This window comes from Streptomyces triticirhizae, from assembly GCF_003696235.1.
In the GTDB taxonomy this organism is placed as follows: Bacteria; Actinomycetota; Actinomycetes; order Streptomycetales; family Streptomycetaceae; genus Streptomyces; species Streptomyces triticirhizae.
Genome location: NZ_RFFJ01000029.1, coordinates 1 through 15,815 on the forward strand (window position 1 = coordinate 1; position 15,815 = coordinate 15,815).

The window sequence follows — 15,815 nt, forward strand, 5'->3', positions numbered from 1 at the left end:
GGCCGCGCGCCGGCGCGCGGCCCGCCCGCCGCCCTCGGCGCCGGACGCGCCCTCGCCGGACGCGACATCCGAACCCGCCCCGGCGTCAACCTCGTCGGCGAGCCGCCTCAGATCCTCGGGCCGGCGCAGGCCGACCGTCTCCGGGTCGTGTTCCCGCCGGGGCGGCCGGACCTGGAGCCCCATGGTCTCCGGGTCCGCCTCCTTCGCGCGGGGCGCGAAGACGTCGAACGCCGACTCGTAGTCGTATGTCTCGTGCGGATACTCGCCCCCCGCGTACTCCCCGGCCGGGTACGCCCCACCCGCGTACTCCCCGGCCGGGTACGCGTCCGCCGGATAGCCCTCCGCCGGGTAGCCGTCGAACGCCCCGGCCGGCGCGGCCCGGTGGTCCGCCGGCCCGCGCTGTCCGGGAAGCGGGTCGCCCAACGGGTCGTCGAGGGCGTCGACGGCCGCCTGGTACGGGTCGGCGGCGGCGTGGCCCGGCCGTTCTCCCGCCGCCGGATACGGTTCCTCCGCGTAGGGCTCCTGGTGCGGGTCCCAGGCCGCGCCCTCCCCGGGGCGCGACGCGTTCACGCCGCCGGCTCCTGCTGGCCGATCCGGCCCACGACGGGCGCGAGGCCGTGGGAACGCCCGACCGCGTCCGGGTCGCCGCAGCGGGCCAGCCAGTTGGCCAGCATCCGGTGGCCGCCCTCGGTCAGCACCGACTCGGGGTGGAACTGGACGCCCTCGACGGGGAGTTCGCGGTGGCGCAGCCCCATCACCACGGCCCCGGCCCGCGCCGTGACCGTCAACGCCTCGGGGAGTCTCGGCTCCTCGGCGGCCAGCGAGTGGTAGCGGGTGACCGTCAGCGGCGAGGGCAGCCCCTCGAAGACGCCCGCGCCGTCGTGCTCCACCTCGGAGGTCTTGCCGTGCAGCAGCTCGGGGGCCCGGCCGACCACGCCGCCGTAGGCAGCCGCCATCGCCTGCATCCCCAGGCAGACGCCGAACACCGGCACCCCGGTCTCGGCGCAGTGCCGCACCATCGGCACGCTGACGCCGGCCCGTTCGGGGGTGCCGGGGCCCGGGGAGATCAGCACGCCGGCGAAGCCGCCCTCCGCGACCCGGTCGGTGGTGACCGCGTCGTTCCGCAGCACCTCGCACTCGGCACCGAGTTGGTAGAGATACTGGACGAGGTTGTAGACAAAGCTGTCGTAGTTGTCCACGACGAGGATGCGGGTGGCGCTCACCGGCCGGTCCCCCCTTGGGCGTCGTCCACGGTCACGTCATTGAAGGGCAACAGCGGCTCGGCCCACGGGAAGACGTACTGGAAGAGCAGGTAGACCACGCCCAGCGCCAGGGCCAGTGAGAGCACCGACCGCACCAGCGTGTTGCCCGGCAGGTGTCGCCAGATCCACCCGTACATGGCTTCCCGTCCCCATTTCGTGCGACGCCGCGTGCCCCAAGCGTACGACGACGGCGTGGGGGCGCGGGGTGATCAGGGTCAGTTCCCGGGCTCGACGGGGCGGGCGTGGTGCAGCGCGACGCTTCCCTCGTATCCGGGCAGGGTCACCGAGTCGTGTTCCTCGACGTCCCAGCCGAGGCCGTAGGCGGCGACATAGCTCTGGTAGTTGCGCAGCGCGGGGGAGTCGTCGAGGGCGGCGCGCAGCCGGTCGGTCGGGCCGACGGCGGTGATGGTGTACGGCGGGGAGTAGAGCTGGCCCTGGAGGATCAGGGTGTTGCCGACGCAGCGCACCGCGCTGGTGGAGATCAGCCGTTGGTCCATGATCCGCACGCCCTCGGCGCCGCCCGACCACAGGGCGTTGACCACGGCCTGGAGGTCCTGCTGGTGGATGACCAGGTCGTTGGGGGTGGGCTCGGGGACGCCGGGGAGCAGCGGTTCGGCGTCCCTGGGGGCGTCGGTGAGGGTGACGGTGAGCCCGGGGCCGGTCAACTCGCTCAGCCCGGCGGCCGTCTCGGCCAGGTCCAGGCGCAGCGCCTGCTCGGGGTCGGTGCCGGAGTCGCGCTCGGTGAGGGCGGCCACCTCGGAACGGAGTCGCGCGGCCGAGGACTCCAGGGCGTCGTTCTGCCGCTCCCGCTCGCGGATCAGGTCGGACATCTGGAGCAGGGAGTCGTCGGTGCGGATGTTGTTGCCACGGGAGACGGTGAAGCTGATCCAGAAGAGCAGACCCGCCAGGGCGAAGACCGCGACCGTGCCGAGCCGGGCCCGGCGGAAGGGGAAATTCCTCACCGTACCCTGGTCTCCTTAAACAGCCGCGGAAGGACTACGCTAGCCGACGATCCCATAGCTACGCGCTTCGGAGCGCGACCAGGTAGCGCCTTACGCAGCGCGATCGACAGGAGTTTCTCTCGTGCCGAAGTCTCGGGTCCGTAAGAAGAAGGACGACAGCTACGCGCCCTCGGAGAAGCGGGCGACGACCAAGCTCGACATGAGTTCGGGGCGTCGTTGGGTGGCTCCCCTGATGCTGGCGCTCTTTGGCATCGGGCTGGCGTGGATCGTGGTCTACTACATGACCAAGGCGGATCTGCCGGTGGGAGCCCTCGGCGACTGGAACATCGTGGTCGGCTTCGGCTTCATCGCCCTCGGCTTCGTGGTCTCCACCCAGTGGAAATGACCCGCCCGACCCTTCCCGCCGGCATCCCACAGGGTTATCCACAGGCCGCCTGAACATCGCAAGATCTGTGGATAACCCTGTGTGTCGAGCGGCGGGGACCGACCGCGTTCGAACCCTTCGCACCCCTGTTCTCCTGCGGAAACGCCCCTCGTGACGGTGACGGGCGCGAGTCGTCCACAGTGTGCACAAGATCCGGGACCGGCTGTGGATAAGTCTGACCTTAGGCCCGGGAAGCGGGGCCCGGGGGCCTAGCCGACCAGCTGGTTCGTCCGCACCAGACAGGCCACGAGGATCGCCAGCGCGACCAGCGCGCACACCGCCATCTGGATCGGGAGCCGCGTCCTGCGCGGCGCCCAGACCATCCCGGCGGCGACCACCGAGCCGACGACCAGCCCGCCTATGTGCGCCTGCCAGGCGATCCCGGACCAGGTGAACGTGATCACCAGGTTGATCGCCAGCAGCAGCAGGATCGGCCGCATGTCGTAGTCGAGCCGGCGGGCCAGCACGGCGGTGGCGCCGAACAGCCCGAAGATCGCGCCCGAAGCGCCCAGCGACAGCTGCCGCTCGTCCGCCAGCAGGTAGGAGAGCGTGGAGCCGCCGAGCGCGGAGAGCAGGTAGAGCGCGACGAAACGGACCCGGCCCAGCGCGCTCTCCAGCTGCGGGCCCAGCAGCCACAGGCCCAGCATGTTGAACCCGATGTGCCAGACCTCCTGGTGCAGGAACGCGGAGGTCAGCAGCCGGTACCACTCGCCGTCGGCCACCCCGATCCAGTGGGGGGCGAAGATCGTCCCGCCGTCCGCCGCGTGGCCGACCATCCCCAGGTCCACCACCAGCTCGTCGCCGCGCGCCAGCACGGCGAGGAAGACCACCGCGTTCAACGCGAGCAGCACCTTGGTGACCAGCCCCGAGTCCGCGGTGACCCGGCCGCCGGCCAGCGTCCTGGGCCGCGCGGCCCTGCTGGCCACCGCCGCGCCACGCACACACTGGCGGCACTGGTACCCGACGGAGGCCGGCACCATGCAGGCGGGGCAGATCGGCCGGTCGCAACGGGTGCAGCGGACCCCGGTCTCCCGCTCCTGGTGCTGGTAGCAGCGGGCGAGCCCCGGCTGCGGATGCTGCTGGGCCATGACGTCCCTTCGCTGCTGGCGGTGGACCCGGGGCCGAACGGAAACCGGCCCCCTGATCCTACGGACAGGGGGCCGGAATCGTTCCCGGAATGCCGACTTCCGGTCAGCGGCTCTCGACCGTGACCGACTCGATCACCACGTCCTGCACCGGACGGTCGGTGTTGCTGTCGGTCGCGGTGCCGGCGATGGCGTCCACCACCTGCTGGCCCGCCGGCGAGGTGACCTCGCCGAAGATGGTGTGCTTCCCGGTCAGCCACGCGGTCGGGGCCACCGTGATGAAGAACTGCGAACCGTTGGTCCCGGGACCCGCGTTGGCCATGGCCAGCAGGTAGGGGCGGTCGAAGGCCAGCTCGGGGTGGATCTCGTCCTGGAACTTGTACCCGGGGCCGCCGGTGCCGTTGCCCAGGGGGTCCCCGCCCTGGATCATGAAGCCGCTGATCACCCGGTGGAAGACCGTGCCGTCGTACAGCTTCTCGGTGGACCGCTGCCCGGTGGCCGGGTGGACCCACTCGCGTTTGCCCTCGGCGAGCTCGACGAAGTTCTTGACCGTCTTCGGCGCGTGGTTCGGGAAGAGCCGCACCTCGATGTCGCCTCGGTTGGTCTTCAGGGTGGCGTAGAGCTGCTCAGCCACGATCTACCTTCCGTCTACGTTCAATGACGGTCACCGATCCTGCCACGGACTCCCGACACGCCATGCCCCCGGATGGCCCTTTCGCGTGCCGTGGCGCCCCGTACCCGGCATGATTTGCGCACGAGTGGACAAGAGGAAGAGTCAGCGGGAAACCGCCACCAATGATCACCAAGGAGGCGAAAACAGTGACCCGGAACGGGAAGGCGACTGTTCGACAGGCGGGTGACGCGGTGCTCCCCTACGCGCTCTCCGCCAGGGAGAACGCCGCACGGTACGCACAGCAGGCCCGCGCCTACATGGCCCCTCGTGCCTCTCGGGCCGCTACCCAGGCCCGGCTCCGGTATGAGGCCCAGTGGGTGCCCCGCATCGAACAGGCCAGGCTCGCGGCGGGCCCGGCGAAGGAGAAGGCGGCCCTGCGCTCCGCCGCCGCCGTCGCCGCGCTGCGCGGCGATCTGACGGCCGATGAGATCCGTCACATGGCGCACCGCAGGCGGCGCCGGGCCAGGACCGGGCAGTTCGTCAGGAGGCTGGGGCTGATGGGCCTGCTGGCCGGCGGCGCGGTGGTCGCCTGGAAGTGGTGGAGCGCGCAGACCGACCCCGACTGGCTGGTCGAGCCCTCCCCCGCCACGGACGTCCCCAGCGAGCCGGAGGAACAGGCCCTGGGCTGACCGCCAGCCCTTCCGTTCCGCCGGAGCCGGGGTCGCCCCGAGGACCGAGACCCCGGGAAGAACACGAGACGGGCACGTCGGAGGCGTTCAACGCCTCCGAGGTGCCCGTCCGTTCGTCCCCGGCCGGGTCAGTCGTCCCGGCCGTTCATCCCGAGGATGCCGCCGTCGCCCTCCGTGCCGCCCTCGGGTCCGCCGCCGGGGCCGCCCGGGTCGCCGCCGCCGCCCGGGTCGCCGGCGCCCGGGTCGAAGGTGCTGATGGTGATCGGGGTGTCCGGCGCGACCTTCTGGCCGCCCGGCGGGTTGGTGACCACGACCAGCGCCGTCGGGGTGTCGGGACCCTCCACGGTCAGCTGGTTGAAGCCCGCCCCGTTCAACGCGGCCCTGGCCTGCTCCAGCGGCTGCCCCGCGACGTTGGGCACCTCGACCTCGGCCGGCGTGGTCTGCGTGGGCACGGCGACCGTCAGCACCACCAGGCCACCCGGCGAGTGCTGCGAACCGGCGCCCGGGTCCTGGCTGATGACCTCGTTCTCCGGCCGCGAGTCGTCCGGCTGGTTCTCCCGCGTCACGGTGAACCCGGCGGCGACCAGCTCGGCCCGGGCCTGGTCGAAGGGCTTGCCGACCACGTCCGGCACGGCCTCCGTGTCCGGGGCGGTGGCGACGGTCAGCGTGACCTCGCTCTCCGGCTCCACCTCCGTGCCGCCCTCCGGGTCCTGCGAGAGCACGGTGCCCGGCTCGGCGTTCGGGTCCTCCTCGGACTCCTGCCGCACCGTCAGGTCGAGGTCCTCCAACTCGGCCTGGGCGTCCTCGAACGAGTCGCCCGTCACGTCCGGCACCTCGACCAGCTCCGGGCCGGCCGACGGGATGATGGTGACGGTGTCGCCCTCCTCGCCCTCGGTGCCGGCCTCCGGGTCGGTCGAGCAGACCGTGCCCTCCTCCTCGTCGCAGGGCTGCGGGTCGCCGAGGCTGACCCGGAACCCGAGGCCGTCCAGCCGCTCCTGGGCCTCCTCCACCGGCTCGCCCGACACGTCGGGCACCCGCAGCGTCCCCTCGGGCGGCTCGTTGCCGAACATCGCCCGGCCGATGAGGATCGCGCCCACCAACACCAGGATGCCGGCGAGCACCAGCAGGATGGTCGAGGTGTGCCGGCCGCCCCCGCGCCGGTCCGCGCGGCCGTAGTCGTCGTCATAGCCGTCCGGGTCCCGGGCCGGCGGCATCATCGTGGTGCCCGGGTCGGTCGGCCGCAGCATGGTGGTGGGGCGGTCGTCGTAGCCGTACGCCGCGGCGCCCATCGCCGCCGTCGCGCCGACCGGGCGCCCGTCCAGGGCCGCCTCGATGTCGGCGCGCATCTCGTCCGCCGACTGGTAGCGGTAGTCCGGGTCCTTCACCAGCGCCTTCATCACGATGGCGTCGGTGTCGGGGGTGATCTCCGGGTCGAAGACGCTCGGCGGCTGCGGCTCCTCCCGCACGTGCTGGTAGGCGACCGCCACCGGCGAGTCCCCTATGAACGGGGGCCGCACGGTGAGGAGTTCGTAGAGCAGACAGCCCGTGGAGTACAGGTCGGAGCGGGCGTCGACCGTCTCGCCCTTGGCCTGCTCGGGGGAGAGGTACTGCGCGGTGCCGATCACGGCGGCCGTCTGGGTCATCGTCATCCCGGAGTCGCCCATGGCGCGGGCGATGCCGAAGTCCATCACCTTCACCTGGCCGGTCCTGGTGAGCATGATGTTGGCCGGCTTGATGTCCCGGTGGACGATCCCGTTGCGGTGCGAGTACTCCAGCGCCTGGAGGATGCCGATACACATCTCCAGCGCCCGCTCCGGCAGCAGCTTGCGTCCCGAGTGCAGCAGCTCGCGCAGCGTCGAGCCGTCGACGTACTCCATCACGATGTAGGGGATGGAGATCCCGTCGACGTAGTCCTCGCCGGTGTCGTAGACGGCGACGATCGCCGGGTGGTTCAGGGAGGCGGCCGACTGGGCCTCCCTGCGGAACCTGGCCTGGAACGTGGGGTCGCGGGCGAGGTCGGCACGGAGCGTCTTGACGGCCACGGTGCGGCCCAGGCGGGTGTCGTGAGCCAGGTAGACCTCGGCCATACCCCCTCGGCCCAACACCTGGCCCAGCTCGTACCGCCCGCCGAGGCGACGCGGCTCATCCATGTTTCCAGCCCTCTCCGTGTGTTCCCGGGCCGCGCTCCCCGGTGGCGCTCGGGCGTGGGGAGTCAGACCGTGGCTTACGGTACCCGGCGGGGATGAACCCGCCGGGCGGCGGTGTGCGGCCGATATCCAACCGGTATCGCCAGCCACCACGACCGGTCACCGTGGGCCGGTCCCAGATATGACGTGCGTTCGGTGGTTCGCGGTTGCCCACCGGGGCGGGGGCCGGACCGCCCGGGGCGTGCACGGGGAGGGGGACACGAACGTCAGCCCTGGTCGTCGTCCAGCACGGCGGCCATCACGTCCATGGCGATCGGTGCCGCGAAGCGGCTGCCGGAGATCAGGTCGCGGTCCACCTCGCCGTCGCCGATCTCGATGACCACGGCCACCGCCACCGGGGAGCCCTCGTCGGTGATCGCGTAGGAGATGAACCAGGCGTACGGCGGCTCCGAGTTGTCCTCGCCACGCTGGGCGGTGCCCGTCTTGCCGCCGATGCGCACGTCGTCGCCGATGGAGCCACGGTCGATGTTGTTGCCGTCGACGACCTCCTCCATCGCCTCCTGGAGCTGGCGCGCGTTGTCGCCCGAGACCGGCTCCCCCAGCTCCTCCGGGTCGTGCTGCTCGATCACGTTGAGGTTCGGCGCGACCAGCTTGTCCACCATGTAGGGCGACATCAGCGTGCCGTTGTTGGCGACGGCGCTGGCCACCATCGCCATCTGGAGCGGGGTGGCGCGGTTGGACGCCTGGCCGATGCCGGCCATCGCGTTCTGCGGGCGGTTGTCCTCGGGGTAGACGCTGGCGCTCGACCGGACCGGCGTGAAGTGCTCCTCGTTGAAGCCGAACCGCTCGGCCATCTCGATCATGCCCTCGTTGCCGACGTCGTTGCTCAGCCCGGCGAAGACGCTGTTGCACGAGTACCGCATGGCGTCGCGGACGTTGGCGTCGGCGCAGACCCCGGGCACCTGGTTCCCCAGCTCCCTGTCCTGGGTGTCGGGCAGGATGTAGGGGTCCTCGTAGTCGGTGGCCTCGTCGATGTCGTCGATCAGGCCGTTCTCCAGGGCGGCGGCGGCCGTGACCACCTTGAACGTGGAGCCGGGCGGATAGGTCTCGCGCAGCGCCCGGTTGAGCATCGGCTCGTTGTCCTCGTCGCCCTGGAGCGCGAGCCACGCCTCCTCGTCGTCGGCGCCGTAGCCGGCGAAGGACGACGGGTCGTAGGAGGGGGCGGACGCCAGCGCCAGGATCGCGCCGGTGCGCGGGTCCAGCGCGACCACGGCGCCCTTGCGGTCCCCCAGGCCCTCGAACGCGGCCCGCTGGGCGTCGCCGTTGAGGGTGGTGACCACGTCGCCGCCGCGCTGGTCCCGGCCGGTGATCATGTCGATCGTGTTGTTGAAGAACAGCCGGTCGTCGTCGCCGGTGAGGATCGAGTCGTTGACGCCCTCCAGGAAGCTGGTGCCGTACGCCTGGGAGGCGTAGCCGGTGACCGGGGCCCACATCTCGCCGTCGGTCCAGGTGCGCTGGTAGCGGTAGTCCGGGTCGTCCGTCTCCTCGGAGCCGGTGATCGGCTCGCCGTCCACGATGATGTCGCCGCGCGGGTTGGAGTAACGCTCGATGGAGACGCGGCGGTTGTCCTCGTGGCTCTGCAACTCGTCGGCCTGGACGAACTGGATCCAGTTCACCCGGACCAGCAGGGCCAGCATCAGTACCCCGCAGAACACGGCCACCCTGCGCATGGGCTTGTTCATGGACGAACCACCTGAGTCTGTTCGGCGTCGAGAGAGGGCGCGGGCGCTGGCGCGGGTCTGCGGGCAGTGTCGCTGATGCGCAGTAGGAGCGCGATAAGCGCCCAGTTGGCGATGACGGACGAGCCGCCCTGCGCCAGGAACGGCATGGTCATGCCGGTCAGCGGGATCAGCGCGGTGACGCCGCCGGCGACCACGAAGACCTGGATGGCGAAGACGCCGGCGAGGCCGACCGCCAGCAGCTTGCCGAACGGGTCGCGCGCCGCCAGCGCGGTGCGCATCCCGCGCTCGATCAGCAGCGCGTAGAGCATGACGATCGCCATCAGCCCGGCCAGGCCCAACTCCTCGCCGACCGTGGCCAGGATGTAGTCGCTCTTGGCCGCGATGCCGCCGATCAGCCGCGAGTAGCCCTGCCCCAGGCCGGAGCCGAAGAGCCCGCCCGAGCCGAACGAGAACATTGCCTGCGCCGTCTCAGTGACGCCGTCGTTGGCGGCCCGGTCCAGCGGGTTGAGCCAGTTGTTGACCCGCTCGCCGACGTGCGCGTTGGTGCTGGCCACCAGGACCGCGCCGCTGGCCGACAGCAGCAGGCCGAAGATGATCCAACTCGTGCGCTCCGTGGCCACGTAGAGCATCACCACGAAGATGCCGAAGAAGAGCAGCGAGGTGCCCAGGTCGGTCTCGAAGATCAGGATCAGCAGGCTGATCGCCCAGATCACCAGGATCGGGCCCAGGTCGCGCCCCCGGGGCAGGTAGAGGCCCATGACGCGGCGGCTGGCCAGGGCCAGCGCGTCCCGCTTGACCATCAGGTAGCCGGCGAAGAACACCGCGATGATGATCTTGGCGAACTCGCCGGGCTGGAGGGAGCCGACGCCGGGAATCCGCACCCAGATGCGGGCGCCGTTGATCTCCTCGCCGACGACGATCGGCAGCGCGAGCAGGACCAGTGCCACCACCATCGAGATGTAGGTGTACCGCTGGAGCAGCCGGTGGTCCTTCAGGAGCAGCAGCACCCCGATGAAGAGCGCGACGCCCACCGTGGACCACATCAGCTGGCCCGGGGCGAGCGGGCCGCCCAGCCGGTCCGTGGTGATGGTGGGCTCCTGGTCGAGCCGCCAGATCAGCACCAGGCCGAGGCCGTTGAGCAGGGTCGCGATCGGCAGCATCAGCGGGTCCGCGTAGGGGGCCCAACGGCGGACCGCCAGGTGCGCGACGCCGGCGAGCAGGCCGAGGCCGAGGCCGTAGCCGAGCATCCCGGCCGGCAGCGAACCCTCCTTGGCGAGGCCGACGTTGGCGTAGGCGAAGACCGGGATCACCACCGCGAACACGAGCATCATCAGCTCGGTGTTCCGGCGACTCGGCAGACCGCCCGGGGAGACGGTGGTGTTGTTGTTGCTGCTCATGCCTTCAGGTCTCTCGGTCCGCTGTGTGCCACCGCGCGCCGCGCTATGTGGCGCACTGGTTCGCCAGCTCCCGCTGTTCGTCGGTCAGCTCGGGCGTCGTCGGCTCGCCGCTGGGCTCCTCGGGCTCCTTGCCGTCCTCCCCGGTCTCCCCCTGCTGCTCTTCCTGCTGCTCCTGTTGCCGCTCCTGCTGCTCGGCGATCAGCTCGCACACCTCGGCCTGGGCGCCCAGCGCCTCGATCTGGGCCCTGGCGTCCTCCAGGCTGTCGGCCGAGATGTCGTTCCGCACGTTCCGCTGCTGGTAGGTGGGCAGCGAGTCGACCAGGATCTCCGGGTGGTCCTCCTTGACGCTGCTGAGGTCCAGCGGGCCGAGGCTCTGGCTCAGGCCCTGGTAGAGCGCCAGATGGTCGCCGTTGACCCCCACGTAGTACTGCGTCTGGGTCCAGCGGTAGCCGGTGTACAGGCCGCCGCCGACCACCGCGACGGCCAGCGCGACCAGCAGCCAGTTGCGCACCGGGTGGGGCCGGCGCGGGCGCTGCTGGACGTACTCGTCGTCGGGGTAGAGCTGGCCGAAGACGCCGGTGGCCGGGCCGGCCGGGCCCGGTGCCGACGAGTCGGCGGGCGGCGGCGGCTGCTGGCGGCCCAGCTCGGCGGCGCGGGCGGCCGGGGTCCGCGGGGTGCCGGAGGAACGCTGGGCCTGGGTCTCGGCGACGGCGCCCACGATCTGCGGGGCGTCGGAGAGCTGCCGGGCCAGGGTGTCGCTCTCCTGGCTGTCCACGTCCACGACGTCCGCGATGATGCAGGTGATGTTGTCCGGGCCGCCGCCGCGCAGCGCCAGCTCGATCAGCTCCCGCACGGTGTCCGCGGGCGCCGCGTTCCCGACCATCGCGTCCCGCATGGTCTCGGGGCTGACCACCCCGGACAGGCCGTCCGAGCAGAGCAGATAGCGGTCCCCCGGGCGCACCTCGCGGATGGAGAGGTCGGCCTCGATCCGGTCGGCGCTGCCCAACGCCCGCATCAGCAACGAGCGTTGCGGGTGGGTGGTCGCCTCCTCCTCGGTGATCCGGCCATCGTCGACCAGCCGCTGGACCCAGGTGTGGTCCTGGGTGATCTGCGTCAGCTCGCCGTCCCGCAGCAGGTAGGCGCGGGAGTCGCCGACGTGGACCACGCCCATCCGCTGGCCGGTCCACAGCAGGGCGGTGAGCGTGGTGCCCATCCCGTCCAGCCTGGGGTCGTCGGCCACCATGCCGCGCAGCTGCTCGTTGGCCCGCTGCACCGAGGCGTCCAGCGAGGTCAGCAGGTCTGAGCCGGGGATGTCGTCGTCCAGCGGCACCAGGGTGGAGATCACCTCGGAGCTGGCCACCTCGCCCGCCGCCTGCCCGCCCATGCCGTCGGCGATGGCCAGCAGCCGTGGGCCCGCGTAGCCCGAGTCCTCGTTGTGCCCCCGGATCATTCCGACATGGGAGCCGGCCGCGAATCTCAGTGACAAACTCATGCGCGCCTCTCCCACCCTCCGGTCGTCATTGTGGTCGGACCTACTTCCGAAGCTCGATGACCGTCTTGCCGATCCGGATCGGCGCGCCGGGCGGAATGGGGACCGGGGTGGTCAGCCGGCCTCGGTCGAGATAGGTGCCGTTCGTCGAGCCGAGGTCCTCGACGATCCACTGGCCGTTCTGGTCCGGATAGATCCGGGCGTGACGCCCGGAGGCGTAGTCGTCGTCGAGCACGATGGTCGAGTCGTGTGCCCGGCCGAGCGTAATGGTCTGCCCCTGGAGGGCGACAGTGGTTCCGGCGAGGGAACCTTCGGTGATGACCAACTTCGTGGGGGCGCCGCGCCGCTGCCTGCCCCCGGAACGGGCCTTGGGCTGGGGCTGCCGCTCCCGGCGCTGGCCCGCCTGGTCGGGGCGGCGGACGGCGGCGCGCTGCGTGACCCGGGTACCGAAGAGGTCGCTGCGGATCACCTGGACCGCGACGATGACGAACAGCCACAGGACGGCCAGGAAGCCCAACCTCATGACCGTCAGGGTCAGCTCTGACATTGCCCCCCGCTTACCCTTCGGCTTGCCGGTAGATGACTGTGGTGCTGCCCACGACGATCCGTGAGCCGTCGCGGAGCGTAGCGCGTTTGGTGTGCTGTCCGTCCACCACGATGCCGTTGGTCGAGCCCAGATCCCGCACCGAGGGGGGTTCCGTGGCCTGGATCTCGCAGTGCCGGCGGGAGACCCCGGGGTCGTCGATGCGCACGTCGGCCTCGGTGCTGCGGCCGATCACCAGCGAGGCGCGGGAGATCTGGTGGCGGGTGCCGTTGATCTCGACCCAGCGGCGGGCGCGGCTGGGCGCCGGCTGGCCGTAGGGGGGCGCCGGCGGGCGCGGGGGCGCCCCGGGGGGCGTGGCGGGCGGCGGGGGCGGATAGCCGGGGGAGCCGGTGAAGGGTGGCTGCTGGGGTGGGCCGCCGTAGGGCGGCGCCGTCGGTGGGGCGCCCGCGCCGTGGCCGGAGGCCGAGGCCGCCAGTGTGCGGCTGCGCACCCGGTAGAGGCCGGTGTCCAGCGACTCGGCCTGCTCCAGGTGGACCCGGATCTCGCCCATGAACGTGTACCGCTGCTGCTTGGCGTACTCCCGGACCATGCCGGCCAGTTCGTCACCCAGCTGCCCCGCGTAGGGGCTCAGCCGCTGGTAGTCCCCGGTGCTCAGCTCGACGATGAAGTCGTTGGGGACGACGGTGCGCTCGCGGTTCCAGATGGTGGCGTTGTTGTCGCACTCGCGCTGGAGCGCGCCGGCGATCTCGACGGGCTGTACCTCGGACTTGAAGACCTTGGCGAAGGTGCCGTTGACGAGGCCCTCCAGCCGCTGCTCGAAGCGCTTCAGTACTCCCATGTGCACCTCCTTCTCCGTTGTCCCGGCACGCGGCTGAAGTGGTAGGGCTTACTGATCGTATCCACGCGCGAGACGCCCAGGTGGTTCCCACCTGGGCACCGGTCTCCCCCCGGATCGTAGGGGGGAGCTTGCAACAGTGTCGCGCATGTGCGGAGCTGATGCCGAGGGGACCTGGAACGGGGGGCGCGACGGGGGCTGACCGGGGCGCGGGCGGGGCGCCCGGGGGTGAACGCCGGGAGAAAACCGCGGGTGAGGACACCCCGCCGGGCGTGCTAGCCTTCTGGATGTCGGCAGCGCTCCGGGCCACAAGGGTCGGTGGCGAGGCCACGAAGGTGCTCGCGCGGGTGGCGGAATAGGCAGACGCGCTGGATTCAGGTTCCAGTGCCCGAAAGGGCGTGGGGGTTCAACTCCCCCCTCGCGCACCAGAGTTCATCTCCTCAAGGACCTCAGCTCCGCTGGGGTCCTTCTGCTGTGCCGGGCCGGGGCGGGTGACGAATGTCACCGGCCGGCGCGCGGTCTCCGGCTCCGGGGTCGGCCCCCGGGATTCTGTCCGGTTGTCTGTTTGTTCTCTGCGCGCTCCCGTGATTTCGCGGTCGCTTTCTGTCAGGGTTGCTCACCGCCCGACGGTTACGGAGCGTGGAGGGAACGTCATGGGTGGTGAGCGGCGGCGCGGAGGGCCCGACCGGTCGGCGGGGGCGGACGCGGGGGCCGGCGCGTGCTGACCGTCGCGCACCTGGTGCAGCCGGTGGACGGCGGGGTGGCCAGGGCGGTGGCCGATCTGGTGCGCGCCCAGAGCCGGTTGGGGATGCGCACGGTGGTGCTCTGCCCCTCCGGGGGCTGGCTGGCCAGGGAGTCGGCCAGGGCCGGCGCCCGGGTCGGGCTCTGGCTCGCGGAGCGCACGCCGACGGGGAACCTGCCCTGGGAGGTGTTCTGCGCCGGCCGCGCCGTGCGGCGGGCCGCGCCCGACGTGGTCCATCTGCACGGCGACAAGGCCGGGTTGGCCGGCCGGCTGGCGCTGCGCGGGCTGCTGCCCACCGTCTTCCAGCCGCACGTCTGGTCCTTCCAGGCCGCCCGTGGCGTTGGCAGCCAGCTGGCCCGCCGCTGGGAGCGGCTCGCGGTCGGCTGGACGGACCGGGTGCTGTGCGCCGTCGACCACCAGCGGCAGGCCGGCCGGCGGGCCGGCGTGGACGCGCCGACGACCGTGCTGCGCACCGGCGTCGACCTCGACCGGCTGCCGCGCGGGGACCAGGTGACGCGCCGCCAGTCGCGCGCCGCGCTGGCCGCCGTGCACGGGCTGCCGCAGCGGGCGCCGCTGGTGGTCTGCGTCGGCCGGCTGGCCCAACGGCGGGGCCAGGACGTGCTGTTGCGGGCCTGGCCCCGGGTGCTGGCCCGGGTGCCCGGCGCCAGGCTGGCCCTGGTGGGCGAGGGACCCGAGCGGGCCGCGCTCCGCCGGGCCGCCGGGCCCGAGGTCCTCTTCACCGGGCACACCGAGGACACCGCGCCCTGGTTCGCCGCCGCCGACCTGGTGGTCGCGCCCACCCGCTGGGGCGGGACGGGGCTGGCGCCGCTGGAGGCGATGGCGGTGGGGCGGCCCGTGGTGGTCGCCGACGTGGGCGGCGCCGGCGAACTGCTGCCGCCGGGGCAGGCGCCCCACTGCCTGGTGCCGCCGAACGACCCGGCGGCGCTGGCTCGTTCGCTGGAGGCGCTGCTGGTCGACCCCGAGCTGCGCGGGTCGCTCGGCCGGCGGGCCGGGGAGCACATGCGCGAGGTCGGCTCCGTGGAACGCACGGCGGCCGGCTGCGCCTCCGTCTACCGCGAGCTGTTGGCGGGACGGGCCGCCGCGCCCGAGGGCCGGCCGGTCGCCGGGCGGCGGCTCAACGGCCGCGCTCGGCCCCGCCGTTGACCTGGATCACCTGCGCGGTCAGATGGCCGGCCGCGTGCGAGGCCAGCCAGTGCACCGTCTCGGCCACGTCGCCCGGGGTGCCGGCGCGGCCGTTGAGGGTCTCGTCGATCCTGGCCTGACGGCGCTCGGGCGTCATCGAGTCGCCGAAGAACTCGGTGTCCTCGATCAGCCCGGGCGCGACCACGTTCACGGTGACGCCCCGGGGGCCGAGGTCGCGGGCCAGGTCGAAGGCGTAGGGGTGGAGGGCGGCCTTGCTGGCGGCGTAGGCGCCGGAGCCTGAGCCCCGGAAGGCGGCGATGGAGCTGAGGAAGAGCACCCGGCCGCCCGGGGAGGCGAGCCGGTCGCGCAGCGCCTCGGTGAGCAGCACGGCGGTCAGGGTGTTGAGGCGGAAGTTCACCGTCCAGTCGTGGGCCGTCGCCGCCAGCGGGTCACCGCTCTCGGCGGCCGGCTCCAGGCCGCCGTTGCCGCCGGCCGAGTGGACCAGGACGTCCACGGTGCCGAAGCGTTCGGCGACCAGCTCGGCCACCGTGGCCGCGCCCTCGGGCCGGGTCAGGTCGGCGGGGCAGGCCACAGCGCCGGCCACCGTCTCGGCCGCCCGCCGCAGCGCCTCGGGGCGGCGGCCCACCAGGACCGTGGTGTCGCCGTCCCGCGCGAAGGCCAGCGCCGTCGCGAAGCCGATGCCCGTGCCGCCCCCGCTGATCACCACCGTGCGTGCCATGG

General features: G+C 72.3%; 15 protein-coding genes, 1 tRNA gene and 1 pseudogene. 4 read left to right on the top strand and 13 right to left on the bottom strand.

Annotation, left to right across the window (positions count from 1 at the left end; all coding sequences use genetic code 11):
- From EBN88_RS08075 to EBN88_RS08090, 4 genes and pseudogenes are all read right to left on the bottom strand, one after another.
- A pseudogene (locus tag EBN88_RS08075) lies at nucleotides 1-570 on the bottom strand (hypothetical protein); the annotation flags it as partial.
- Nucleotides 567-1,223 (bottom strand): aminodeoxychorismate/anthranilate synthase component II, encoded by a 657-nt coding sequence (locus EBN88_RS08080; protein WP_122183111.1) that lies wholly within the window; start codon nucleotides 1,221-1,223, stop codon nucleotides 567-569. The gene EBN88_RS08080 and the pseudogene EBN88_RS08075, both read right to left, overlap by 4 nt.
- On the bottom strand, nucleotides 1,220-1,399 hold the full coding sequence (locus EBN88_RS08085) for a hypothetical protein (protein ID WP_122183112.1): 180 nt from the start codon (nucleotides 1,397-1,399) through the stop codon (nucleotides 1,220-1,222). Before EBN88_RS08085 ends, EBN88_RS08080 begins: the two co-directional genes overlap by 4 nt.
- Nucleotides 1,400-1,477: 78 nt before the next feature.
- On the bottom strand, nucleotides 1,478-2,224 hold the full coding sequence (locus tag EBN88_RS08090) for a DUF881 domain-containing protein (RefSeq protein WP_122183113.1): 747 nt from the start codon (nucleotides 2,222-2,224) through the stop codon (nucleotides 1,478-1,480).
- 121 nt (nucleotides 2,225-2,345) lie between these two features.
- Between EBN88_RS08090 and crgA the strand changes: the two genes are divergently transcribed.
- Nucleotides 2,346-2,609, top strand: a complete 264-nt coding sequence (gene crgA, locus EBN88_RS08095; RefSeq protein WP_122183114.1) for a cell division protein CrgA — start codon at nucleotides 2,346-2,348, stop codon at nucleotides 2,607-2,609.
- A 248-nt stretch (nucleotides 2,610-2,857) separates the two neighbouring features.
- Here the strand turns inward: crgA and EBN88_RS08100 are convergent, their stop codons facing one another.
- Nucleotides 2,858-3,736 (bottom strand): rhomboid family intramembrane serine protease, encoded by an 879-nt coding sequence (locus EBN88_RS08100; RefSeq protein WP_122183115.1) that lies wholly within the window; start codon nucleotides 3,734-3,736, stop codon nucleotides 2,858-2,860.
- 103 nt (nucleotides 3,737-3,839) lie between these two features.
- Entirely contained in the window at nucleotides 3,840-4,367 is a 528-nt protein-coding gene (locus tag EBN88_RS08105) for a peptidylprolyl isomerase (protein ID WP_122183116.1), read from the bottom strand.
- Nucleotides 4,368-4,552: 185 nt separating this feature from the next.
- Here EBN88_RS08105 and EBN88_RS08110 point away from each other — a divergent pair, with 185 nt between their 5' ends.
- Nucleotides 4,553-5,035, top strand: a complete 483-nt coding sequence (locus tag EBN88_RS08110; protein WP_147472679.1) for a DUF5324 family protein — start codon at nucleotides 4,553-4,555, stop codon at nucleotides 5,033-5,035.
- Between the two features lie 128 nt (nucleotides 5,036-5,163).
- On the opposite strand, the gene pknB is transcribed toward EBN88_RS08110, so the two are convergent.
- The 6 genes from pknB to EBN88_RS08140 all read right to left on the bottom strand — a co-directional run bounded on the left by pknB (nucleotide 5,164) and on the right by EBN88_RS08140 (nucleotide 13,192).
- Complete coding sequence (pknB, locus tag EBN88_RS08115; protein ID WP_122183118.1) at nucleotides 5,164-7,185, bottom strand: Stk1 family PASTA domain-containing Ser/Thr kinase; 2,022 nt, start codon at nucleotides 7,183-7,185, stop codon at nucleotides 5,164-5,166.
- Nucleotides 7,186-7,448: 263 nt separating this feature from the next.
- Nucleotides 7,449-8,924 (bottom strand): peptidoglycan D,D-transpeptidase FtsI family protein, encoded by a 1,476-nt coding sequence (locus EBN88_RS08120; protein ID WP_122183119.1) that lies wholly within the window; start codon nucleotides 8,922-8,924, stop codon nucleotides 7,449-7,451.
- A complete protein-coding gene (locus EBN88_RS08125) occupies nucleotides 8,921-10,321 on the bottom strand; it encodes an FtsW/RodA/SpoVE family cell cycle protein (RefSeq protein WP_122183120.1) in 1,401 nt (466 codons plus the stop codon). The genes EBN88_RS08120 and EBN88_RS08125 overlap by 4 nt, the downstream gene beginning before the upstream one ends.
- A 43-nt stretch (nucleotides 10,322-10,364) precedes the next feature.
- Nucleotides 10,365-11,813: a PP2C family protein-serine/threonine phosphatase gene (locus EBN88_RS08130; RefSeq protein ID WP_122183121.1), complete on the bottom strand. Its 1,449-nt coding sequence runs from the start codon at nucleotides 11,811-11,813 to the stop codon at nucleotides 10,365-10,367.
- A 40-nt stretch (nucleotides 11,814-11,853) separates the two neighbouring features.
- Nucleotides 11,854-12,357: an FHA domain-containing protein FhaB/FipA gene (locus EBN88_RS08135; protein WP_122183122.1), complete on the bottom strand. Its 504-nt coding sequence runs from the start codon at nucleotides 12,355-12,357 to the stop codon at nucleotides 11,854-11,856.
- Nucleotides 12,358-12,367: 10 nt separating this feature from the next.
- A complete protein-coding gene (locus EBN88_RS08140; protein WP_122183123.1) occupies nucleotides 12,368-13,192 on the bottom strand; it encodes an FhaA domain-containing protein in 825 nt (274 codons plus the stop codon).
- A gap of 338 nt (nucleotides 13,193-13,530) precedes the next feature.
- On the opposite strand from EBN88_RS08140, the gene EBN88_RS08145 reads away from it, so the two are divergent.
- Nucleotides 13,531-13,617: transfer RNA gene (locus EBN88_RS08145), tRNA-Leu, on the top strand.
- 290 nt (nucleotides 13,618-13,907) lie between these two features.
- Complete coding sequence (locus EBN88_RS08150; protein ID WP_233580528.1) at nucleotides 13,908-15,095, top strand: glycosyltransferase family 4 protein; 1,188 nt, start codon at nucleotides 13,908-13,910, stop codon at nucleotides 15,093-15,095.
- On the opposite strand, the gene EBN88_RS08155 is transcribed toward EBN88_RS08150, so the two are convergent.
- A complete protein-coding gene (locus tag EBN88_RS08155; RefSeq protein ID WP_122183124.1) occupies nucleotides 15,067-15,813 on the bottom strand; it encodes an SDR family NAD(P)-dependent oxidoreductase in 747 nt (248 codons plus the stop codon). The two genes, EBN88_RS08150 and EBN88_RS08155, sit on opposite strands and share 29 nt — an antisense overlap.
- Nucleotides 15,814-15,815: the final 2 nt, after the last annotated feature.

What these genes read in the sequence shown, in the direction of transcription:
- EBN88_RS08085 (WP_122183112.1), bottom strand. Translation starts at nt 1,399, where the DNA reads ATGTACGGGTGGATCTGGCGACACCTGCCGGGCAACACGCTGGTGCGG.
- EBN88_RS08100 (WP_122183115.1), bottom strand. Translation starts at nt 3,736, where the DNA reads ATGGCCCAGCAGCATCCGCAGCCGGGGCTCGCCCGCTGCTACCAGCAC.
- pknB (WP_122183118.1), bottom strand. Translation starts at nt 7,185, where the DNA reads ATGGATGAGCCGCGTCGCCTCGGCGGGCGGTACGAGCTGGGCCAGGTG.
- EBN88_RS08120 (WP_122183119.1), bottom strand. Translation starts at nt 8,924, where the DNA reads ATGAACAAGCCCATGCGCAGGGTGGCCGTGTTCTGCGGGGTACTGATG.
- EBN88_RS08125 (WP_122183120.1), bottom strand. Translation starts at nt 10,321, where the DNA reads ATGAGCAGCAACAACAACACCACCGTCTCCCCGGGCGGTCTGCCGAGT.
- EBN88_RS08130 (WP_122183121.1), bottom strand. Translation starts at nt 11,813, where the DNA reads ATGAGTTTGTCACTGAGATTCGCGGCCGGCTCCCATGTCGGAATGATC.
- EBN88_RS08135 (WP_122183122.1), bottom strand. Translation starts at nt 12,357, where the DNA reads ATGTCAGAGCTGACCCTGACGGTCATGAGGTTGGGCTTCCTGGCCGTC.
- EBN88_RS08140 (WP_122183123.1), bottom strand. Translation starts at nt 13,192, where the DNA reads ATGGGAGTACTGAAGCGCTTCGAGCAGCGGCTGGAGGGCCTCGTCAAC.
- EBN88_RS08155 (WP_122183124.1), bottom strand. Translation starts at nt 15,813, where the DNA reads ATGGCACGCACGGTGGTGATCAGCGGGGGCGGCACGGGCATCGGCTTC.